We start from the raw sequence: 20,284 nt of genomic DNA on the forward strand, positions 1-20,284 counted from the left end.
GAGTTCCGACGACTTGCAACATGTGTTGCGTTTTCGTGACTCGACTGTGCTAGATTGCGCTCAAATGAGCACGCAAGCAAAGACACAACGAGCGCGGGCGCGGCAGATGCTCGAGATCGCCCGCCGCTACTACCTCAACGACGAGTCGATGGTCGCCATCAGCGACCAGCTGGGCGTCAGCCGGTTCAAGGTCGCGCGGCTGCTGAAGGAGGCCCGCGACACCGGGCTCGTCCGGATCACCCTGCACACCGGCGGCGCAGAGGACGCGGAGCTCGGCGCGCGGCTGGCCGCGCACCTCGGACTGAGCCACGCGATCGTGGTGGAGGCCTTCGGCACCCGCGAGGAGGTGCGCCACATCGTGGGCGTCGCCGCAGGACGCCACCTCCAGCGGACGCTGCGGGCCGGCGAGACCCTCGGCCTGACGTGGGGACGCACGCTCACCCACATGATCGAGAGCCTGGAGAGCCTGCCCAACGTGCAGGTGCTCCAGCTGACCGGCCACGTGGGCTCGAACCTCAGGGAGAGCCCGATCGAGCTGGCCCGGAGGGCGTCCCTGATCGGCGGGAACAACGCGAAGGCGATCATGGCACCCCTGTACGTCGACAACCTCCAGGCCGCGCAGGCGCTGCGCAACCAGCCCGACATCAAGGAGGTGTTCGACCTGTTCGACACCGTCACCACGGCGATCGCGGCCGTCGGCAGCTTCGCCCCGGCGGCCGACGGCGCCACCAACTCCCAGTTCCTCCCGCTGCTGCCGCCGGCGATGCGCGAGCGACTGCTGGCCACAGGCGCCATCGCCGAGGTGTGCGGGCTCCCGTTCCGGCCGGACGGGTCCCTCGCCGACCCCGAACTGACCGAGCACATCTTCTCGATCTCCGCCGAGCAGCTCCACCGGATCCCGCGGGTGATCGCGATCGCCTCCGACCCGAGCAAGGCCGAGGCGATCCTCGCGCTGTGGCGGGCGGACGTGATCTCCGAGCTCGTGGTGGACGCCGACCTTGCCGAGACGTTGCTCTCCGCTCCCGCCGTCCCCGCTGCCGGGAGCGGCCGATGAGGATCGCCGGCTCGCTGTGGTCGGTGCCGGTCGACGCGCGGCCGCACCGCCTCGCCACGGCGGTGGCCGCCGGGCTGCCCGTCGTGCACTGGGACGCCAGCGACGGCCGGTTCGCCGCGCCGGGGGGGTTCACCCCGAGCGCCGCCGGCCGGCTGCTGGCGTCCACGCCGCCGGTGGAGTCGGAGGCCCACCTGATGTCACACGCCCCCGCACCGGACGTGCCCGCCTGGGCGGAGCTCTGCACCACGATCGTCGTCCCGCTGGAGGTCGACGGCGCCCCGGCAGCGGTCGCGGCCATCGAGGCGCGGGGGGTGCGGCCGGCGCTGGCGGTCTCGCTCGGCACGCCGCTGGAGCAGGTGCCCTCCGGGCTCCCCGTCCTGCTGATGGCGATCACCCCCGGCGAGGCCGGAGCGCCGTTCGACCCGGCCGTGCTCGACCGCGTCCGGCGCCTCAGGGACCGGGGGCGCAACCCCCTGGTCGGGGTGGACGGGGGCATCGGCCCGGGCCACTTCAGCGCCCTCGCCGAGGCCGGCGCGCAGTGGCTGGTCAGCGGTACCAGCCTGTTCCAGGCGCCGGACACCGGGGCCTGGCTCGAGGCGTGCCGGCGGTCCGTCCCGGAGGGATAGCGGGCGAGGGCGCTCAGCTCCAGAGGCGGTGGTAGGCGTTGATCGCCGGCTGCCCGCCGAGGTGGGCGTACAGCACCGTCGCGTCGCGGGGGATCTCCCCGGTGGAGACGAGGTCGATCAGGCCGGCGAGCGACTTGCCCTCGTAGACCGGGTCGGTGATCATCGCCTCGAGCTGGGCGCCGAGCCGGATCGCCTCCATCGTCGACTCCACGGGGATGCCGTAGAGTTCACCGGCCCAGCCCTCGAGCACCTGGATCTCGTCGTCGCGCAGGTCGCGCCCGAGCTCGATGAGCGCCGCGGTGTCGCGGGCGATCCGGGCCACCTGGTCGCGGGTCTTCGCCAGCGTCGCGGACGCGTCGATGCCCAGCACCCGGCGCTTCACCCCGGTCAGGTCCTCGAGGGCGGCGAACCCGGCGATCATCCCGGCGTGGGTGGAGCCGGTCACCGTGCACACCACGATCGTGTCGAAGAAGACCCCCAGCTCCTTCTCCTGGGCGGCGACCTCGAACGCCCAGTTGGCGAAGCCCAGCCCGCCGAGCGGGTGCTCCGAGGCGCCGGCGGGGATCGGGTAGGGCGTTCCGCCGGCCGCCTCCACCTCGGCGAGGGCGTTCTTCCAGGAGTCCCGGATGCCGATGTCGAAGCCGGCGGGGTCGAGGCGGGAGTCCGCGCCGAGGATCCGCGAGAGCAGGATGTTGCCGACCTTGTCGTTCACCGGGTCGTCCCACGGCACCCAGTGCTCCTGCACCAGGCGGCACTTCAGGCCGAGGTGCGCGGCGACCGCAGCCACCTGCCGGGTGTGGTTGGACTGGTAGCCCCCGATCGAGACCAGCGTGTCGGCTCCGGAGGCGAGGACGTCGGGGACGATGTACTCCAGCTTGCGCACCTTGTTGCCGCCGAACGCGAGGCCGCTGCTCACGTCCTCGCGCTTGGCCCACACCTGCGCGCCGCCGAGGTGGCTGCTCAGCCTTCGCAGCGGGTGGACGGGGCTCGGCCCGAAGGTGAGGGGGTGGCGGGGGAAGTCGTGGAGCGTCATCAGGACCCTTTCGTGGAGTGCAATATATTGCGCATCGCAAGCGTAGGATGTCAACGCCACGATCGAGGAGGACGCATGCCCGTGCCCGCCGAGAGAGGGATCCACCAGCGGCGGCTGCTGCGGGACGAGGTCTACGGCGTGCTCAGGGACGCGATCGTCCAGGGCCGGTTCACGCCGGGCGAGCAGCTGCGGGACGCGGAGCTCAGCGCCTGGCTGGGAGTCTCCCGCACGCCGATTCGCGAGGCGCTCCTGCGCCTCGAGCGCTCGGGACTGGTCCGGGCGACCCCGGGGCGGTCCACCGTCGTCGCGCCGGAGGACGCCGCGTCCGTGCGGGACGCGCAGCAGGTGGCCGCAGAACTGCACGCGCTCGCCGTCCGGCTCGCCACCGGACGCATCGACACCGCCGGCCTCACCGCGATGCGGGAGGCCAACCGTGCCCTGCGCCACGCGCTGTCCGCCGGCGACGTCCCCGGAGCCCTCGCTGCCGACGACGCCTTCCACCGGCTTCCCGTCGACGCCTGCGGGAACCGGCTCGTCGCGAACCAGCTGGAGGAGGTCACCGCGACGCTGCGGCGCTCGGAGTACCTGCACTTCGGCTCCCTCACCGGTGCGGACTCCCCCGACCAGCACGACGCGATCGTGGCCGCCATGGAGGCCGGGGACGCCGTGCGCGCCGCCGACCTCACGCGCCGGAACTGGCTCCGCCTCGCGACGTAGGCCGGTCACACGGCAGCAGGGCCCGCGGCGATCCGCCCCTCACCGGATCCGGAGCAGCGCACCCCCGAGGGCCGGCACGACCGTCCCGACGACGAGGTCGCCGCCCCGCCGCTCGATCGGCAGGTCCCGCCCGCCGAGCGCCACCGCTGCGACGTCCCTGCGACCGACATGCAGCCGCGGGCGTTCGAGCGGGTCGAGCGAGCCGTTGACCAGGTAGACAGCGAAGCCGTCGCCGTCGGGATAGCAGTAGGCCGCGACGTCGGCGGCGCCACGGACGCAGACCAGCCGGTCGTCCCACGCGGTGAGGACGCTCTGGAGCAGCTCCTGGCGCAGGGTCGTCCGGACCATCGGCGGGACCGGGCCGAGCGGGTCGCCGTGGCCGAACGGCACGACGAGGATCCGCTCGTCCACCAGTGCGTGGGCGGGGCCGGCATCGGCGTGGGCGGCGCCGCGGAACCGGGTGAGCACCCGCGCCCGCCCGGGACGGTAGGTGACCAGGCCGATGTCCGCGCCGAGCAGGAGCGTGGAGGCACGCGCGCGCGGGCGGCCGAGCAGCTCGACGCCGTCGACTGCCTCCTCGTAGGTCGCCAGGCCGTCCTCGTCACCGGTCCAGGACACCTCCGCCACGCCGATCAGGTCGCCCAGGCCGAGGTCCACCAGGGAGTCGACAGCCTCGGCGTCCAGCAGCACGTGGTTCCGTTCGACCAGGCCTCGTGCGACCTCGGCGCCGACCGTGCGGGCGAACTGGCCCGACATCGCCACCACGCCTCCGCTGACCGAGGTGTCGGTGGAGTACCGGAAGGCGACGCCGTACGCGGCGAGCAGGGCGCCGAAGACGTACTCGCGCGGATAGAGCTCGGTCATCGAGACGCCGGCCGTGGTGTGGATGCTCCCCGCGGAGTCCTCGTCGACCAGCACCACCACGCCCTCGCGGGGCCGCGCGAACACACCGGTCGCCAGGCCATCGACGAGCTCGTCCTTGGTATCGGCGAGAGCCTCCTGGTAGCCCTCCGCCAGCACGGGGCCGTTGCCGTTCAGGTCGTACAGGTCGAGGGTCATGCCGGACGGCGCCAGCACCTGGGCGCCGACCAGCTGGAAGCGCGTGAACGCCAGCGACTTGGCGAACCGCGAGTACGGGAAGTTCTCCAGTTCCGGGTACACCTCGGTCCCCGGCGGCAGCAGGGCACGCTGCGCGTCGGCGATGGTGTGGAACATCGACAGGTAGTCCGCCGGCCGGCGCTCGGAGTAGGCCGGCAGGTGGATGCGGACGGCGGGCGGGTGCGGACCGCACAGCGCCGCCAGCAGCGGCCCCCAGCGGCGCCCTTCCGCCGCGTGGACGGCGGGCACGGAGGTCATCAGGCCGAGCCGGGTCTGTGGGGAGACCGCGTGCACCGCGTCGCGGATCGCGCGGGCGGTGGCCTCCAGCGCCTCCCGCGCCGTGTCGAGCCAGATCGCCCGGAACGGGTGCGGCTCACCCGGCGCGAGGACGCCGGCGAGGAACTCGCCCCGGTCGAGCGGACGCCCGGCCCGGCGGGAGAACTCGGTCAGGTGCTCGTCGCAGAAGCAGCCGCCCCACTCCAGGGGCGGGTGGTTGTGGTAGCGGAAGTCGTCCTCGACCCACAGGAAGCGCGGCCGGGCCCCGGCGTAGTAGCCGTAGAGCTCGGCGAGGTAGGCCCGCCACGCCGGATCGCGCGGGCAGGCCGCGAGCCGGGCCTCGCGCCCGGACGGGTCCACCATCAGCCGGAAGTCCTGGCCCGGCCTCAGCGTCTTGCCGTAATCGCCGTGCATGACGGTGTGCCAGGGGTTGATCGACATCGACGCGCCGGCCCCGGCCGCGACGGCAGCGGTCCGTTCCGCGAGGTCGCGGAAGGCGACCCTCTCCTCGAGGTCGGTGTGCCCGGTGTTCAGCTCCTCCACGTTGGCGAACACCATGACGTCGTCGATCCGCCCGGCCTCGACCAGCCCCGGCAGGTCGCCCAGGCCGCGCTCGTCCGTCCAGCCCGGGTCGAGGGCGAGCCGCAGCGAGTAGAGGTAGCTCATGCCAGCGGCAGGTCGTAGAAGGAGAGGAACGGCAGCCGCGTGCAGTCGGCGGGCACGATCCCGCCGTGGTCCATCCGCCACATGCCGTGGGCCACCGCCGCACCCTGCACGTCGCGCTCGAGCCGGAGCACCACCGCGTCGCCCTCCACCTCCCAGGAGGCGAGCGGGACGAACCCCGCCTCGTCCACGACGTCGATCGGGCAGCGGGACGCCGGCAGGCCGAAGTCGTTGATCCAGTTGCGGATCGGAGCGAACCGGATGGACGCCGTCCTCGGATCACGCAGCACCGCATCGACCGGCTCCGGAGCCCGCCAGTCGCGGTCGATGCCGTGGTCCTCGGCGAGAGCCGCATCGGCGAGCCGTTCCGCGAGCACGAGGTTCGCCGCGGAACTCAGGTGGATGAAGTCGTACAGCGGCAGGTCTCCCGTGGGCACCACGTGGACGCCGTCGAGCTGGTGGGCGGCCCTGCGCTGCTGCTCGCGGAGCGCCCCCCACTGGGCGTCCTGGTCACCCTCGACCGGTGCCGTGCAGCGGGCCAGCTGCACAGTGAGGAAAGGCAGCCCGGGTTGGCCGAGGCGCTCGCGAAACTCAGCGACGAACCGTCCGAACCGCTCGGCGTAGTCGGCGGAGCCCCGCTCGAAGCAGTCCGCCTCGCCCTGGTACCAGACGACGCCCCGCGGCTGCACCCCGGCGGACGCCAGCATCTCGAGGGCGTTCTCCGCCAGCGGGGCGAGGCCGTCGGCGTCGACCCACCACCGCAGCGGGGAGCCGCCGAAAGCCGCCATGACCAGGCCCACCGGCACGCCGGTCGCGGCGAGGAGGCGCTTGGCGAAGTGCAGGGCCGGCGAGTGGCCGGTGTTGTGGTTCTCGAAGTGCCCGACGTGCACCGCCCGCGTGCCGTCGTTCAGGGGGTGGGCAGCGAGCGCCCACGTGCCGTCCGCCCGGTAGTGGTGGACGCCCAGCTGGGGACCGTCGGCGACCCGGTCGCGCGCCCGGCCGGCCGCATTGCTCTGCCCGATCACGAGATAGGTGTCGCCCACCCCGACGTGGTGGACGATGTCGCCCCTGGTGAGGGAGTACCCGTCGCCGCCCACCTGCTCCAGCTGGGTCTCGACCCGGTAGCCGCCACCGGCCGGCAGCCGGAGCGCGACCTCCCACGTCCGGTCGGCCGCCAGCGTGGCACGCGTCCAGGGCACGACGGCGCCGCCGTCGGACTCGGCGACCACACGGGCGGAGACCGTCACCTCTGCGTCCGTTCCCGTGAAACGGAACGGCGGCTCCGGGCTGATCGTGGCCGGGCTCACCGTTCCGCGCAGCACCACGGTCGCGTGGTCGTCGGGCCCGCGCGTCAGCAGCTGCCAGTCCACCAGCCCGGAGGTGATCCGCACCCCCGGGACACCTGCTGCGGCCATGGGCGTCCTCCTGTCCTCGTCAGCCTAGGGCTGCGACGGCGGCCTCGACCTGCGAGAGCCGTGTCGCCCCCACGATCACCGCGTCGACGGCCGGCTGTCCGGCGAGCCAGCGCAGCGCCCACGACGCCATCGGCATCCCGGCCGCCGCCGCCTCCGCGGCGATCTCGTCCAGGCGCGCCTGGAGCGCGTCGTCGATCGGGGCGACCCAGTCGGGCTTGTCCGCACCGCGCGTCCCCGCCGGCGCACCCCGGCCCTGCCGGTACTTCCCGGTCAGCAGCCCGCCGGCCAGGCCCTGGTACGGGATCACCGAGATGCCGAGCGCCGCGCAGTAGGGCACCAGTGCGTCCAGGGCGCCGGTGTCGAGCATGTTCAGCCGGGGCTGGCAGGCGACGGGACGGGGCACGCCGAGCTCGTCGGCGACCGCGACCAGGGCGGCCAGGCCGTCGACGCCGAAGTTGCTGACGCCCCAGGCGCGGATCCGGCCCGCGTCCAGCTCGTCGGCGAGCGCGCCGACGATCTCCGCGTCCGGCGTGTGCGGGTCCGGCTTGTGCAGGTAGTACAGGTCGACGTAGTCGGTGCCGAGCCGGCGCAGGCTGCGGTCGAGCTGGCGATGGATGGCCGCGGCGGAGGTGAACTCGTCCGCCGGCCCCTCGCCCACCCGCATGCCCACCTTGGTCGCGATCACGAACTCCTCGCGGTGGCCGGCGACGGCACGGCCGACGATCTCCTCGGCCACACCGCCCGCCGAACCCGCGACGCGGGCATAGCCCTCGTACATGTTCGCGGTGTCGATGAAGTCGACGCCGAGGTCGGCCGAGCGGCGAACCAGCTCGACCGCGTCGCCGGGTGCCACCGGCGTGCCGAACGTCATCGTGCCCAGGCACACCCTGGACACGTCGAGCCCGCCACCGCCGAGCGTCCGCCGTTCCATCACCGCTCCTCTCCGAGCGCCTCGATCTCCTCCAGTGCCGCCACCAGCCCGCCGAGCACCGCGGGGTCCACGGCCGGCGAGGTGCCGGGCACGCGGAAGCAGGCCCGCGCGTAACCCCGGTGGGCCATCAGCGCCTCGAAGGCGGCGATGATGTCGCCCGACCAGCCGCGGGCGAGGAAGCGGCGCCAGTGGCCCTGCAGCCGCAGTACCTCCTCCTGCCGGCCGGCCACGGCCGCGTCCCACACCGTGGCGTAGAACCGCGGGACGAGGTTCGCCCAGGTCCCGATGCTCCCCCGGGCCCCCGAGAGCAGCCCCAGCCCGAGGTTCTCGTCCAGGCCGGTGTAGAACGTGCGTCCGGGGAAGGCGTCCGCGAGCCGGCCGAGCAGGAACAGGTTCCAGTCGCTCACCTTGGCGCCGGCCACGCCGTCGAGCTCCAGCACCTCCGCCAGCTGGTCGAAGCCGGCCAGGTAACCCGCCGGCGGCATGTGGTAGACGAACACCGGCCCGCCGACACCGCAGAGGTCGCGGTAGTAGCGCACGGTCTGGCCCCACGGCGCCCGGAGGGGAACGGAGGCCACGGCGTCGGCCCCGGCGGCCAGCGCGTGCTCGGCGAGGCCGCGCACGTCACGCAGCGGCGCCTGGCCCACGTGGACGATGACCGAGGCGCCCGCCGCGCGGGCGATCGGGACGGTGAGGTCGACGATCTCCCGCCGCTCCGCAGGACGCAGTTCCGCGGCGTCGCCGGTGCCTCCGCACAGGTACAGCCCGTGGGCGCCGGCGTCGAGCACCCGCGTCGCGTTCGCGGCCACCTGGTCGAGGTCCAGCCCCCCGTCGGGAGCGATCGGCGAGACCAGCGGGACGATGATCCCGGTCGGGCTCATGCCGCCTTGAGCTTCTCGATCGCGCCCCGCACGGCATCGGTCATGATCGTGATCTCCTCGTCGGTGATCCCGCACCACCAGGGCAGCGAGAACGAGTTGTCCCACCAGGACTCCAGGACCGGGCAGTCGTGCTCGCCGGCACCGAGCTTGGTGAACAGCGGGAACCGGTACAGCGGGTAGTACTGCACGATGCAGCGGACCCCGTACTCGCTGGTCACGATGTCCATCAGGTCGTTGCGGTTCTTGCCGAATGCGCTGCCGTCGAAGTGCAGCACATACTGGTGCACCACGTAGCGGCCACCCTCGATGATCTCGGGGAAGCTGATCTCCGGCACGTCGGCCAGGGCCGCGCGGATCTTGCGGTCCTGCTCGATCAGCACCTCGTTGTTCGGCCGGACGCTGCGCAGCTGGACCGAACCGAGCGCGCACTGCGGCTCACCGATGCAGAAGTTCTGCGGCCACTGCCCGGTCCAGAACTCGTCCACGTTGCTCATGGCGGGCACCCAGTACCGCTCGCGCGGGCCGGGGAGGGACGTCAGGCCGTTGTGGCGCACGCCGGGGACGGCGCGGGCGATCTCCGGGTCCTTCACCACGAACATGCCGCCCTCGCCGAGGGTGGTCATGGTCTTGGCGGCGTGGAAGCTGAAGCACCCGAAGTCGCCGAACGTCCCGACGTGCTGCCCGTCGATGGTGCAGTCCATCGACTGCGCGCAGTCCTCGATCACCTTCAGGCCGTGTTCCGCGGCGATCGCCATGATCGCCTTCATGTCGCACGGGATGCCCAGCAGGTGCACCGCGACGATCGCCTTCGTGCGGGGGGTGATCTTCCGGACGATGTCCGCCGGGTCGATCGTCCAGGTGCCGGGGTGGATGTCCGCCCAGACGATCGTCGCGCCCAGGTCGCCGAAGGGGATCGCCGTCGCGCAGTAGGTGTAGGCGGGGATGATCACCTCGTCGCCGGGGCCGATGCGGGAGAAGATGCCGGCGAGCTTCAGCGCGTTCGTGCAGTTCGACACGGCGAACGCGTGCCCGCCGCCGATGAACGCCGCGAAGTCGTCCTGGAACGCTTCCAGGTAGTCGCCCTGCGTCTGCCCCTCCGCGTTGCGCATGACGTCGACGACCGCGGCGATCTCCTCCTCGGTGTAGGCGTGCTGGCGCTGCGGGAAGATGATCCGATAGCCGTCCACCCAGCCACGGCCACTCGGGTCGCTCAGCCGGTCGGGTGCGGTGGTCGTCGTCATTCGGAGATCTCCTTCTGGTTCTTCTGGGTGAGTGGGCGGGCGAGGCGCCGGGTGTCGATCACCTCGCAGAGGATGTCTTCCTTGTTGGCGTCGTAGGCGACGAGCAGGGTGTCGCCGTCGACGAGGCAGCAGGGGTACTGGTGGCCGTTGATCTTCAGCAGGCCCTTGCGACGCATCTCGGACGGGGAGTCGTTGATCATGTGGACCTCGTTGAACTCGACGCCGTCGTCGCTGAGCAGCAGCATCAGGGGTCGCCGGTCGAGCAGGGTGCCGATGGCGTTGTTGACCAGGAAGTACCGACCGTCCGCCAGCCGGCCGGCGTACAGCCGGCTCATCGAGTCGGGGATGTCGGACAGGATCGGCTCGCTCCAGGTGAGCCCGCCGTCGTCGGAGTGGTTCACGTACACGCGGCAGGACGAACCCTCGTCGCGCCAGAACACCATGATCCGGCCCGAGTCGAGCTGGTACCAGGTGCTCTCGCCGTAGGGGAACCACGCACCCTCCGGTTCGGGGACGCGGATGAACTCCGGCTCCTCGAGCATGTCGTCGCCCGGCCACAGCAGGATCGCCGGGCCCTCGTCCCTCGTCGTGCACACGCACAGCAGCCGGCCGTCGGCCGTCAGCCGGGGTGCCTCGAAGATCCACTTGATCCGGGAGCCGTAGCTGCGCACCTTGGTGAAGGAGCGGCCGTCGGTGGACGCGTAGAGGTCGACGTAGGCGGTGTCCGGGTTGATGCGGCGCATGCCGACCGCGGTCTCGTCGTGCTCGGTCTCCTCGGTCATCACGACGATGTAGAGCGTGTCCGCGGTGGCGTGCATCGCCACGCAGTTGTGGGCCCAGGGGCTGCCGGGCTCGACATCGGCCACCACGTCCGGGTCACTCCAGGCGCGCCCGTCCGGCGAGGACGCGATCAGCACCCGCTGGCCGGCGTCCTCCTCGTTGCGGAACCCGTTCGACCAGGCGAACCGGTACAGGCCCTTGAACAGGGCGATCTGGTTGTGGTGGTTGTAGGAGCCGTTCTCGGCGTTGCCGTAGTAGACCACAGAGCGACGGGCACCGGGGATCGCCGGGATGATCGGTGGCTCGGCGCCCTTGGTGCCGTGGTCGGCGTCGCTCATCAGGCACTCGAACTGGGCGAACACCCGCCGCCAGTGGTACTCGGTGAGTCGCTCCGCGACGGCGGGGGACAGCAGGCGCGCGTGCGCACGGACGCGGGTCGGGTACTCGGACACCGGGAGCTCCTTGGTCGGACGTGTGTGAGGGCAGGGCATCGCGGGGAGGGACGTCCCTCCCCGCGATGCGGATCGGCGGACGCCGCGCCTACTGGTTGGCCAACGTCTTGGCGGTCTGGACCGCCTCGTTGAACAGCTTCTCGTACTTCGAACCGCCGGCGGCCTCGAACTCCTTGACGTAGTTCGGCCACTCCTTGTCGATGTCCATCTGTCCACCGATCATGGCCGCGAGGTAGCGGTTCGAGACCTCCTTCATCGCGGTCCGCATGGCCTGGCCGTCCTCACCGAGCACGATGAGGTTGTAGTAGTCGGGCAGCTTGACGACGACCTTGTCGACGAAGGTCGAGATCTGGGTCTGGGCCGCGTTGAGCAGCTCGTTGTCGAGGTCGCTCGACCACTGCGCGGAGAAGTCGACCGGGTTGTTGACGGTGTCGGCCCAGTCCTTCGACTCCAGCTCGGTCATGAACGAGGTGCCGCTGAGCAGGTACTCGAACCACACGTACTTGCCGCGACCGTCGGACGTGCCGTAGGCCTTGTTGATCTTGTCCCAGGCACCCTCGATGTAGGTCGGCTTGCCGTCCGCCCCCGGGGTGTAGGTGAGCCCCTCGATCCCCTTGAAGACCAGGTCCTGGCCCTTGGCGGAGGCGATGAACTCGATCAGGTCGAGCACCCGGTCGGGGTTCTTGGCGCTGCTCGGGATGAACCAGTGGGCCGCCATCCACCCGCTGGTCTGGTAGATCTGCGGGTAGCCGGCGCTGCCCTGCAGCGACCGTCCCTGGGCGAGGTCGGAGACCTTGGCCGTGTCCGGGTTCGCCTCCTTCCACGCCGACTTCCAGAAGTCGCGGAACTGCGGTGCGTAGCCGAACCCGAAGTTCGCGGACGCGAGTTCGCTCAGCCCGAACGCCGCGTAGGCGTCGTCGAAGTCGCCCTTCACGCCGACGCCGTCGGAGAGCGCGTCGTGCTTGTACATCTCGGCCAGCTGCTTGACCACGGCCTTGCTCTGGTCGGAGGTCGTCATCAGCTTCCAGGCGTCGTCGCCGGTGCGGATGAAGCCGGTCCACGCCTGGTCGGCGGGCGGTGCGATCGACGTGCCCTGCGGGAGGGCTATGGTCTTGTCGATCTCGCTCCAGTTGGTGAGCTTGTCGTTGCGCGGCCACCAGCCGGCGACGCCGTCCTTGCCGGCCTTCGTGGTGAAGGCGACGAACTCGTCGACGGTCTGCGGGACCTGGCCGCCGTTGTAGCTGTCGAGCAGCTTCTGGTTGTACACCGGGACGCCGGCGAAGGCGGGCGTCGGCAGCGCGCCGATGGCGTAGATCGCGTAGGCCTTGTTCGCGTCGCCGCTGTAGAGCTTGTTGTAGGCCTGGTAGGCCGGCGAGGTGAACATCTTGTGCAGGATCGGGTAGCGGTCCGGCTGCGCGTCGACGATCGCCGCCATGTCGATCACGGCCTCGTCGGAGATCCAGGACTGGATCTTCTCGCTCTCACCCCAGGTGGAGAACAGGTCGGGACCAGAACCCGTGGCCAGCTCGGTGAGCATGCGGTCGTCGAAGCCCTCGGTCCCGGTGTCGTACTGGATGGTCAGGTTCGTGGCCTGCTCGATGGCCTTCTTGATCGGGTCGTTCGCCATTCCGGTCGGGTCGTCGAGGCTGTTGCCGTACGCCGCGAACCGGATGCTGGCGTTCTCCTTGGCGCCTTCGCTCTGCTGGTTCGTCGGCTGGGACGCAGGGCCGGTGCAGGCCGCCAGTCCCAGGACGAGGAGCCCTGCGGCGCCTGCGGCGCCCATCCTCAGGATGCTGCGCATTCCGTGGTCCTCTCTTGATGGGTGAAGTGGATCGCGCGAGTGTTTGACTACTTCAAGACAGATTTTGATTGCAACTGGTGCGTTCAGATCACTTTCTATCACACGCAATCACTCTGTGTCAGCCCTTCGCGCTCGATCTGTCACTCCTTCAGTGCTCCGAGGAGCATCCCCTTGGCGAAGAAGGGCTGGAGGAAGGGGTAGAGGAGGAGGATCGGCAGCATCGCGATGATGATCGTGGCCATGCGCAGGCCGATCGGCGGCAGCACCGGCATGCCGGCTCCGGCGGCCTCGTTCCTGATCTGGTTCATCAGGGACGGGTCCACGAGCGTGCGCCGGAGCACCCACGCGAACGGCTGGATGTCCGGCTGGTTCGAGACGAACATCATGTAGGTGTAGAAGTCGTTCCAGTGGTACACCGCGATGAAGAGTGCGACCGCCGCCAGCATCGGCTTGGCGATGGGCAGGATCACCTGGAAGAAGATCCGCACCTCGCTCGCGCCGTCGATCATCGCGGCCTCCTCCAGCTCCTTGGGGGCGGCGTAGGAGAAGTAGTTCCGCATGATGATGAAGTAGAAGACGTTGAGCACCCCCGGCAGCACCATCACCCAGAAGGTCCGCAGCAGCCCGAGGTCGTGGTACAGCATGTACTCGGGGATGAGCCCGCCGGAGAACAGCATCGTGAACACCACCAGGGCGTTGATCGCCGTCATGCCCTTGATGTGGGTCTTCGAGACGCCGTAGGCCATCATCGACGTGATCAGCACCGAGAGGAACGTCCCGAGCACGGTCTTGGTGACGGAGACGAACAGTGCCCGCGCGAAGACCTCCGTGGAGAAGACGGCGACGTAGTACTTGAAGTCGATGGTCTGGGGGAACCACACCATGAGGCGGTTCTGGATGAACTCGCTGTAGGGCGTGATCGAGGCGAGGAAGACGTACCACATCGGGTAGAAGCAGATCAGCGCGAAGGTGACCGTGAAGAGCACGACGAAGACGTCGAGGAAGGTGATGCGCCGCCACCAGCGGCGCCGCCGTCGGGGCGCGATCGGGGCCGTGGCCGTGAGGGTCGTGTCCATGTATCCGCGCTCCTAGAAGATGCCCATGACGTCGAGGCGCTTCACGATCCGGTTCGTGAAGATGATGATGATCAGGCCGGCCGTGTTGAACAGCAGGTTCACCGCCGTCGACAGCTCGAAGTTCCCTCCGCCGCCGAGACTGATCCGGTAGATGTAGGTGGAGAGCACGTCGCCGGTGCTGTACACGAAGCTGGAGTAGAGGTTGTACACCTGGTCGAAGTTCGACTGGAACACCGTGGCGAGCTGGAGCACCAGGAGGACGACGATGCTCGGCATGATCCTCGGCAGGGTGATGTGCCACATCATCCGGATCCGGCCGGCGCCGTCGATCGCCGCGCTCTCGTACAGGGCCGGGTCCGCGCTGGCGATGGCCGCGAGGTAGATGATCGAGCTGTAGCCGGCCGTCTTGATGATGTTCGTCACCACCAGGACGGGCTGGAAGAGCTCCGGGTTCTTCAGGAAGTCCACCTCCTGGAAGCCGAAGCTGACCAGGAGCGTGTTCACGACGCCCCCGTCGCTCGCCGCGGCGAGGATCGCCCCCACCAGGCCGGCGAAGACCACCCAGGACAGGAAGTAGGGGAGGTAGACCAGCGTCTGCACCGACGATTTCAGCCAGCGCAGCCGCAGCTCGTTGATGAGCAGCGCGAGCAGGACGTTGAAGGTGAAGCCGAAGATGATGTTCAGCAGGTTGATCTGGATGGTGTTCCCCAGAGCGTTCCAGAACACCGGGTCGGCGGCCATCCGCTCGAAGTGCTCCAGCCCGACCCACGGGCTGCCCCAGATGCCCTTCTTGATGCTGAAGTCCTTGAACGCGAGCTGGATGCCGTACATCGGCCCGTATGCGAACACCAGCAGGAAGACCAGGCCGGGCAGCACGAGCAGGTAGGTGAACCAGTGCTTCCGCACGTAACGGAAGGCACCGATCAGCGGTCCCGGCCTCGGACGGGAAGGCGCCGGCGCGATGATCGCCGGCGCCTCGGATGGTCCAGCCGGGGCTGCGAGCTGCGTCATAGATCCTCTACTCAGGTCACGGGCATCGTCGGTGATGATGGGTAATGATAATTTACCCCATCAAACGAGCGGTAGTTATCAGTTTCGCTCAGTCTTCACCTATGCTGGGGGCGTCTCAGTCCCCGGGTCGGCGTCCTCACGAGGTCGCCGGCCGCCGACCGAACGGATGCCACCATGAGCTCAGCCCTTCCCGTCGTCCGACCTTCCCACCACCGTAGGGTCGAGGTCTACGCGCCGGCGGTCAGGCCCGGCTTCACCGCCTGGGTCACCGCCTTCGAGTACGGCGACGGGTCGATCGGCGTGTCCTTCAAGGAGACGACCCAGGCCGGCAACCCCACCTACGAGCGGCCGACACTCGAGATGGGCGAGGCGGCCGGCTCGCCGGTGTCCTACGGGGCGATCGACTTCGCCAGTCCGCTGCTGGTGTCCGAGCGGGTCTACCTGCGCACCACGGACGGGGAGCGCTACATCGAGACCGGGCGCTGCCCGATCGAGGAGGGGGCGTTCACCAACATCGGCTTCCCCGACGGCCGGATCATCGGGCTGGAGGTGCGGCGGGTCAACGACGCCCGGACGGGCTGGTGCGACGAGATCGACGTCCGGGAGAGCACCGACGGCGGCTCCACCTGGACGGTGCTGCCTCCCCTGCTGGCCGGCACCAGCTGCTACGTGTGGCGGGTCCGGAGGCTCCGCGACGGCACGATCGTCGTCCTCGCGTCCCTCTACGGGACGCCCTGGGGGGTCGACCGCGAAAGGACGACCAGGAACACCATGTTCCCCGGCGAGACCTACCTGTCGAAGATCCAGACCTTCTTCCTCACCTCCTCCGACGGTCGCACCTACAGCGGACCCCACTACGTGCTCCCCGGCATCGGTGCGCACGAGTACGACATGGTCGAGCGGCCGGACGGCTCGCTGCTGTTCATCGCCGGCGACGTCCAGGCCACGCCCGTGGCCCGGCAGGTCGTCGAGCGCAGGGACGGGGCCTGGATCAACGGGTCCATGCTCGCCATCGCCCTGGGCGCACCGGCCGACCCGTCCGCGAACCCGCAGGGCGGCTGGGTGCCCGAGACCGTGGTCGCGCGTGCCGACGGCCTGCTGGTCGGCGCACGGCGCAACAAGCCGTACTCGGTGTCGAACGACGACGGCCGCAACTGGCTCCCGGTGGAAGGGATGCCCCCGAGCCTCTACCAGCCGTTCCTGATCACGATGCCCGACGGCACCCTGGCCAACTTCGGCCACGTCGGCTCGGACTCCCCGTTCGGCCACCAGGACATGACCATCGGCGTGGACCTGTTCGACATCGAGAACACCCTGCTCCCCTCGCCGCGGCTGACGCTGCGCCGCCTGCTGGACGACGCGGGCGACCAGTACCTGAACCGCTTCGCCGCCCGGCTGACCGTCGGCGGCGAGCCGCTCGCGGGTGCGGAACTCACGTTCCGCTTCGTGGAGGTGTGGAACCCGGACGGCAGCTTCACCACCTGCCCGCAGTCCGAGGCCCCCTACCAGTTGACGGCGGTGACCGACCGGGACGGGACGGCCGTCGTGCACGCCGCGGCGTTCGACGGCCGCGGCGACATCAACCTGTACTACAACGCCGACGTCGTGTACCGGCCCTCCACGGGAATCCCGGTCGACGGCCCGATGATGGTGACCATCGCGCTGACGCCGCGTCGTGGCGACGACCAGCCGCACGAGGCGTACTTCATGGAGGGGACCTTGTACATCGCCGACCGGCTCGAGGCCGACCACCCCGGCCTGATCGCGCTCCTGGGAGCCACTGCGCCGCAGGACGACCCGGGACTCGACGTCCCCGGTCTCCCGCCGGGGGCGCTGGCCCGCCTCGCCGCAGCCGGCGTGGTCGAGCAGGCGGACGGCGCGTGGCGCTGGATCTCCTCCGTCCACGCGCCCCACACCCTCGCCGCCGTCAGGCCGATGCCCCATGACGACCAGTACGTCTGAGCAGGGGGGCGCCGGCCGCCTCCGCGTCGGGCTGGTCGGCTTCGGCAACCGGGCGCTCCTTGGGCGACTCGTCGATGAGCACCCGGGCGCGCAGGTCACCGCGGTGTGCGACCCCGACCCGGCCGCCCTCGACGACGCCCGGCGCGCACACCCGGACGCGGAACTGTTCGGCACCCTGCCCGCCCTCCTCGGTGCCGGGGTGGACGCCGTCATGGTGCTCAGCCCCGACCACACCCACGAGTCCGTCGCGGTCGCCGCGCTGGAACGGGGCCTCGCGGTGTTCTGCGAGAAGCCCCTGGCCATCACCGCGGACGGCGCCGACCGGATCCTCTCCACGGCCCTCGAGGCGGGCGCCCGGCTCTACGTCGGCCACAACATGAGGCACCTGCCGATGGTGCTCACCATGCGGCGGCTCATCGCAGAGGGCGCCGTCGGGCAGGTCGAGGCGATCTGGTGCCGTCACTTCGTCGGCAACGGCGGCGACTACTACTTCAAGGACTGGCACGCGGACCGCAGGAACACGACCGGCCTGCTTCTGCAGAAGGGTGCCCACGACATCGACGTGATCCACTGGCTCGCGGGCGCGCCGACCAGGAGGGTGACCGCGCTGGGCCGTCTCGCCGTCTACGGGGACGGCGCCCGCTCGCTCGACGACCGGCAGCGTGCCCGTGACGTCGCCGAGCCGGACGCCTGGCCGCCGTCCGCCCACTCGCGCCTCCACCCGGTGGTCGACGTGGAGGACATCTCGATGATGCTCATGCAGCTCGGGAACGGCGTGATGGCGAGCTACCAGCAGTGCCACTTCACCCCCGACTACTGGCGCAACTACACCGTCATCGGCGACGAGGGCCGGCTGGAGAACGTCGGCGACATGGACTCCGGCGAGGTGCGCGTGTGGAACCGCCGCCACCCGGGCTACGCCGCCCCGGACGTGGTCGTCCCCTTCTCCGCGGAGCCGGGGACGCACGGCGGGGCGGACCGGGCCCTGATCGCCGAGTTCGTCGAGTACGCGGTTCACGGCGGGTACACCCGGACCTCGCCGCTGGCGGCGAGGGAGGCCGTCGCAGCCGGGGAGGCCGCCACCCGCTCGTTGCGCGCGGGCGGGCAGCCCGTCGACGTCCCGCCCCCGCCCGACGAGGTGTCCCGGTCCTTCCGCTGGTGATCAGCGGGCTGAAGACTGCTGAGCATTCGCGAGCATTTCGGGTATCAAATGATCACGCGGGTGATCCGAACGCCCTATCCTGTCGTCGGACGCCACCCCGTCCACCCCTTTGCTGATAGGAGTCAGCCGTGAACCGCTCCCTTCGCCTCGCGTCCCTCCTCGAACTGCTCGCCGAGCGGGGACAGCTCCAGGTGGACGAGATCGTCGACCTGCTGAAGGTGTCGCCGGCGACCGCGCGACGGGACCTGGACACCCTGGCCGAGCAGCAGCTGCTCGCCCGGACCCGCGGCGGGGCGCTGTCGCTCGAGGTCGCCTACGACCTGCCGATCCGGTACAAGAGCGAGCAGAACACCGAACAGAAGCAGGTGATCGCCCAGGCGGCGAGCGCACTGGTCTCCAAGGACGACATCGTCGGGCTCTGCGGCGGTACGACGTCGACCGCGATCGCGGCTGCCCTCGGCGCCCGCGCGGACCTCACCGAGCACGCCGGCGGCGCGTCCCTCACGATCGTCACCAACGCGGTCAACATCGCCTCGCAACTGGCGATGCGCCCCCAGATCAAGACGGTGCTCACCGGCGGCGTGCTGAACCCGCGCTCCTACGAGCTCGTCGGCCCCTTCGCGGAGGCGACGCTGCACGAACTGACCATCGACATCGCGTTCATCGGCGCCAACGGGGTGGACGCGATGGTCGGGCCGACCGTCCATGACGAGCTGGAGGCGAAGGTCAACTCGCTGATGGCGCGCCGGGCGCGGCGGGCGGTGATCGTCGCGGACTCCTCCAAGATCGGACGCCGCGCGTTCGCATCGATGAACCTCGCCCGCAGCAGCACGACCCTGATCACCGACTCCGGCATCACCGCAGAGCAGCAGCGCCAGCTCGCCGAGTCGGGGATGGAGATCGTGATCGCCTCCTGAGCCCGCCGCGGCTCAGTAGAACTCGGTGCGGTCCATCTGGTTCCGCAGTGGTTCCCCGTCGCACCAGCGACGCAGGTTGTCGAGGAAGAGCTCGGTGATGCGCTCCTCCTCGCCGGCGTCCAGCGCAGCGGTGTGCGGGCTGAGGAGCACGCGGTCCGAGGTCCACAGCGGGCTGGCCGGCGGCAGGGGCTCGACCTCGAACACGTCCAGCGCTGCGAAGCCCACCTGACCGGAGGCGAGGGCCGCCACCAGCGCGGCCTCGTCCACCACGGAGCCGCGCCCGACGTTCACCAGGACGGCCCCCGGCCTCAGGGCGCCGAGGAAGGCCTCGTCGACCAGGTGCCGCGTCGCGTCCGTGCCCGGCAGGGCGGCGACCACCGCGTCGACCCCCCGGAGCGCCTCGGCCAGGCCGGCGGGAGGCACGAGCCGGGAGAACGGCGGGGACGCCTCGTGCCCGCGTCGCGCGAGCCCCCACACCTGCGCGCCGAAGGACGCCGCCAGGCGGGCGACACGCGCACCGATGCCCCCGGCTCCGAGCACGAGCACCACCGCGCCCCGCAGGTGCCGGACGGGCCGGCGGTCTGGCCAGTGGCGCGCCCGGCGGTCCGCGTCCCACCGCGGGACGTCCTTGAATCCCGCGAGGAGGCCGAGCATGGCGAACTCCGCCAGCCCGTCCCCGTGGACCCCCGCGGAGGTCGTCACGACCAGGCGCGCCAGGCGCTCCTCGGGGAGTCCCGCAGCCCGGACCTGCGCTCCCCCGCCGGCCGCCATGGTGTGCACCCACGCCAGGCGCGGGTTCGCGAGGGCGGTGCGCCGCAGGGCCGCCGGATCGGTGTCCGGGATGCCGAACAGGATGTCGGCGGAGTCGACGAGCCCCTCGAAGGCCGCCTGCCCCTCGGCCGTCCGGGAGAAACCGGGGGCTCCCGCGAAGTCGGCCACGTGGCGTCGCCGCGGCAGCAGGGACGGCTCCCACAGCCAGGTCACGTCGGGGCGCTCGCCGCGGCAGCGTTGCACCAGTTCCGCCGCCAGCGGTACGGCGACCACCACGCGCAGACTGCTCATCGGGACCTCCAGAGTGCAGGACGCTTGCGCTCAGAAACGCACGCGCATGATCAGACTTGACTAGTTTCGATCACTTATGATCATACTAGATGCGTTAATGATCGTGCTGTGAGACAAGGAAACGAT

General features: G+C 70.5%; 17 protein-coding genes. 6 read left to right on the forward strand and 11 right to left on the reverse strand.

Annotated features, from left to right (window positions below):
* Positions 1 to 64 precede the first annotated feature (64 nt).
* Both ACFQQJ_RS16370 and ACFQQJ_RS16375 read left to right on the forward strand, forming a co-directional pair.
* A complete protein-coding gene (locus ACFQQJ_RS16370; RefSeq protein WP_377108182.1) occupies positions 65 to 1,054 on the forward strand; it encodes a sugar-binding transcriptional regulator in 990 nt (329 codons plus the stop codon).
* Positions 1,051 to 1,680 (forward strand): hypothetical protein, encoded by a 630-nt coding sequence (locus tag ACFQQJ_RS16375; RefSeq protein ID WP_377108183.1) that lies wholly within the window; start codon positions 1,051 to 1,053, stop codon positions 1,678 to 1,680. Before ACFQQJ_RS16370 ends, ACFQQJ_RS16375 begins: the two co-directional genes overlap by 4 nt.
* Positions 1,681 to 1,693: 13 nt before the next feature.
* On the opposite strand, the gene ACFQQJ_RS16380 is transcribed toward ACFQQJ_RS16375, so the two are convergent.
* Positions 1,694 to 2,713: a 1-aminocyclopropane-1-carboxylate deaminase gene (locus ACFQQJ_RS16380; RefSeq protein WP_377108185.1), complete on the reverse strand. Its 1,020-nt coding sequence runs from the start codon at positions 2,711 to 2,713 to the stop codon at positions 1,694 to 1,696.
* Positions 2,714 to 2,788: 75 nt separating this feature from the next.
* On the opposite strand from ACFQQJ_RS16380, the gene ACFQQJ_RS16385 reads away from it, so the two are divergent.
* A complete protein-coding gene (locus ACFQQJ_RS16385; RefSeq protein ID WP_377108186.1) occupies positions 2,789 to 3,430 on the forward strand; it encodes a GntR family transcriptional regulator in 642 nt (213 codons plus the stop codon).
* Between the two features lie 39 nt (positions 3,431 to 3,469).
* Here the strand turns inward: ACFQQJ_RS16385 and ACFQQJ_RS16390 are convergent, their stop codons facing one another.
* From ACFQQJ_RS16390 to ACFQQJ_RS16430, 9 genes are all read right to left on the reverse strand, one after another.
* Positions 3,470 to 5,470 carry a hypothetical protein gene (locus tag ACFQQJ_RS16390; protein WP_377108188.1) on the reverse strand — a complete coding sequence of 667 codons (2,001 nt, stop codon included), beginning with the start codon at positions 5,468 to 5,470 and terminating at the stop codon, positions 3,470 to 3,472.
* Positions 5,467 to 6,882 carry a sialate O-acetylesterase gene (locus ACFQQJ_RS16395; RefSeq protein WP_377108189.1) on the reverse strand — a complete coding sequence of 472 codons (1,416 nt, stop codon included), beginning with the start codon at positions 6,880 to 6,882 and terminating at the stop codon, positions 5,467 to 5,469. The genes ACFQQJ_RS16390 and ACFQQJ_RS16395 overlap by 4 nt, the downstream gene beginning before the upstream one ends.
* Before the next feature lie 19 nt (positions 6,883 to 6,901).
* A complete protein-coding gene (locus ACFQQJ_RS16400) occupies positions 6,902 to 7,813 on the reverse strand; it encodes an aldo/keto reductase (RefSeq protein WP_377108191.1) in 912 nt (303 codons plus the stop codon).
* Complete coding sequence (locus tag ACFQQJ_RS16405) at positions 7,813 to 8,694, reverse strand: dihydrodipicolinate synthase family protein (protein ID WP_377108193.1); 882 nt, start codon at positions 8,692 to 8,694, stop codon at positions 7,813 to 7,815. Before ACFQQJ_RS16405 ends, ACFQQJ_RS16400 begins: the two co-directional genes overlap by 1 nt.
* Positions 8,691 to 9,935 (reverse strand): DegT/DnrJ/EryC1/StrS family aminotransferase, encoded by a 1,245-nt coding sequence (locus tag ACFQQJ_RS16410; protein WP_377108194.1) that lies wholly within the window; start codon positions 9,933 to 9,935, stop codon positions 8,691 to 8,693. Before ACFQQJ_RS16410 ends, ACFQQJ_RS16405 begins: the two co-directional genes overlap by 4 nt.
* Positions 9,932 to 11,167 carry a sialidase family protein gene (locus ACFQQJ_RS16415; protein WP_377108196.1) on the reverse strand — a complete coding sequence of 412 codons (1,236 nt, stop codon included), beginning with the start codon at positions 11,165 to 11,167 and terminating at the stop codon, positions 9,932 to 9,934. The genes ACFQQJ_RS16410 and ACFQQJ_RS16415 overlap by 4 nt, the downstream gene beginning before the upstream one ends.
* An 88-nt stretch (positions 11,168 to 11,255) precedes the next feature.
* Positions 11,256 to 12,968: a hypothetical protein gene (locus ACFQQJ_RS16420; protein ID WP_377108198.1), complete on the reverse strand. Its 1,713-nt coding sequence runs from the start codon at positions 12,966 to 12,968 to the stop codon at positions 11,256 to 11,258.
* A 140-nt stretch (positions 12,969 to 13,108) separates the two neighbouring features.
* Positions 13,109 to 14,044, reverse strand: a complete 936-nt coding sequence (locus ACFQQJ_RS16425; protein ID WP_377108200.1) for a carbohydrate ABC transporter permease — start codon at positions 14,042 to 14,044, stop codon at positions 13,109 to 13,111.
* A 12-nt stretch (positions 14,045 to 14,056) separates the two neighbouring features.
* Positions 14,057 to 14,950: an ABC transporter permease gene (locus tag ACFQQJ_RS16430; protein WP_377108202.1), complete on the reverse strand. Its 894-nt coding sequence runs from the start codon at positions 14,948 to 14,950 to the stop codon at positions 14,057 to 14,059.
* A gap of 279 nt (positions 14,951 to 15,229) precedes the next feature.
* Here ACFQQJ_RS16430 and ACFQQJ_RS16435 point away from each other — a divergent pair, with 279 nt between their 5' ends.
* The 3 genes from ACFQQJ_RS16435 to ACFQQJ_RS16445 all read left to right on the forward strand — a co-directional run bounded on the left by ACFQQJ_RS16435 (position 15,230) and on the right by ACFQQJ_RS16445 (position 19,096).
* On the forward strand, positions 15,230 to 17,017 hold the full coding sequence (locus ACFQQJ_RS16435; RefSeq protein WP_377108204.1) for a hypothetical protein: 1,788 nt from the start codon (positions 15,230 to 15,232) through the stop codon (positions 17,015 to 17,017).
* Entirely contained in the window at positions 16,998 to 18,179 is a 1,182-nt protein-coding gene (locus ACFQQJ_RS16440; RefSeq protein WP_377108205.1) for a Gfo/Idh/MocA family protein, read from the forward strand. Before ACFQQJ_RS16435 ends, ACFQQJ_RS16440 begins: the two co-directional genes overlap by 20 nt.
* Before the next feature lie 128 nt (positions 18,180 to 18,307).
* Positions 18,308 to 19,096, forward strand: a complete 789-nt coding sequence (locus tag ACFQQJ_RS16445; RefSeq protein WP_377108206.1) for a DeoR/GlpR family DNA-binding transcription regulator — start codon at positions 18,308 to 18,310, stop codon at positions 19,094 to 19,096.
* A gap of 12 nt (positions 19,097 to 19,108) precedes the next feature.
* Here the strand turns inward: ACFQQJ_RS16445 and ACFQQJ_RS16450 are convergent, their stop codons facing one another.
* Positions 19,109 to 20,158: a D-2-hydroxyacid dehydrogenase gene (locus tag ACFQQJ_RS16450; RefSeq protein WP_377108208.1), complete on the reverse strand. Its 1,050-nt coding sequence runs from the start codon at positions 20,156 to 20,158 to the stop codon at positions 19,109 to 19,111.
* Between the last annotated feature and the right edge of the window lie 126 nt (positions 20,159 to 20,284).

Origin of the sequence: Propionicimonas sp. T2.31MG-18, assembly GCF_964266745.1 — a bacterium.
Taxonomy (GTDB): domain Bacteria; phylum Actinomycetota; class Actinomycetes; order Propionibacteriales; family Propionibacteriaceae; genus Propionicimonas.

What these genes read in the sequence shown, in the direction of transcription:
- ACFQQJ_RS16370 (WP_377108182.1), top strand. Translation starts at nt 65, where the DNA reads ATGAGCACGCAAGCAAAGACACAACGAGCGCGGGCGCGGCAGATGCTC.
- ACFQQJ_RS16375 (WP_377108183.1), top strand. Translation starts at nt 1,051, where the DNA reads ATGAGGATCGCCGGCTCGCTGTGGTCGGTGCCGGTCGACGCGCGGCCG.
- ACFQQJ_RS16380 (WP_377108185.1), bottom strand. Translation starts at nt 2,713, where the DNA reads ATGACGCTCCACGACTTCCCCCGCCACCCCCTCACCTTCGGGCCGAGC.
- ACFQQJ_RS16385 (WP_377108186.1), top strand. Translation starts at nt 2,789, where the DNA reads ATGCCCGTGCCCGCCGAGAGAGGGATCCACCAGCGGCGGCTGCTGCGG.
- ACFQQJ_RS16390 (WP_377108188.1), bottom strand. Translation starts at nt 5,470, where the DNA reads ATGAGCTACCTCTACTCGCTGCGGCTCGCCCTCGACCCGGGCTGGACG.
- ACFQQJ_RS16395 (WP_377108189.1), bottom strand. Translation starts at nt 6,882, where the DNA reads ATGGCCGCAGCAGGTGTCCCGGGGGTGCGGATCACCTCCGGGCTGGTG.
- ACFQQJ_RS16400 (WP_377108191.1), bottom strand. Translation starts at nt 7,813, where the DNA reads ATGGAACGGCGGACGCTCGGCGGTGGCGGGCTCGACGTGTCCAGGGTG.
- ACFQQJ_RS16405 (WP_377108193.1), bottom strand. Translation starts at nt 8,694, where the DNA reads ATGAGCCCGACCGGGATCATCGTCCCGCTGGTCTCGCCGATCGCTCCC.
- ACFQQJ_RS16410 (WP_377108194.1), bottom strand. Translation starts at nt 9,935, where the DNA reads ATGACGACGACCACCGCACCCGACCGGCTGAGCGACCCGAGTGGCCGT.
- ACFQQJ_RS16420 (WP_377108198.1), bottom strand. Translation starts at nt 12,968, where the DNA reads ATGCGCAGCATCCTGAGGATGGGCGCCGCAGGCGCCGCAGGGCTCCTC.
- ACFQQJ_RS16425 (WP_377108200.1), bottom strand. Translation starts at nt 14,044, where the DNA reads ATGGACACGACCCTCACGGCCACGGCCCCGATCGCGCCCCGACGGCGG.
- ACFQQJ_RS16435 (WP_377108204.1), top strand. Translation starts at nt 15,230, where the DNA reads ATGAGCTCAGCCCTTCCCGTCGTCCGACCTTCCCACCACCGTAGGGTC.
- ACFQQJ_RS16440 (WP_377108205.1), top strand. Translation starts at nt 16,998, where the DNA reads ATGACGACCAGTACGTCTGAGCAGGGGGGCGCCGGCCGCCTCCGCGTC.
- ACFQQJ_RS16450 (WP_377108208.1), bottom strand. Translation starts at nt 20,158, where the DNA reads ATGAGCAGTCTGCGCGTGGTGGTCGCCGTACCGCTGGCGGCGGAACTG.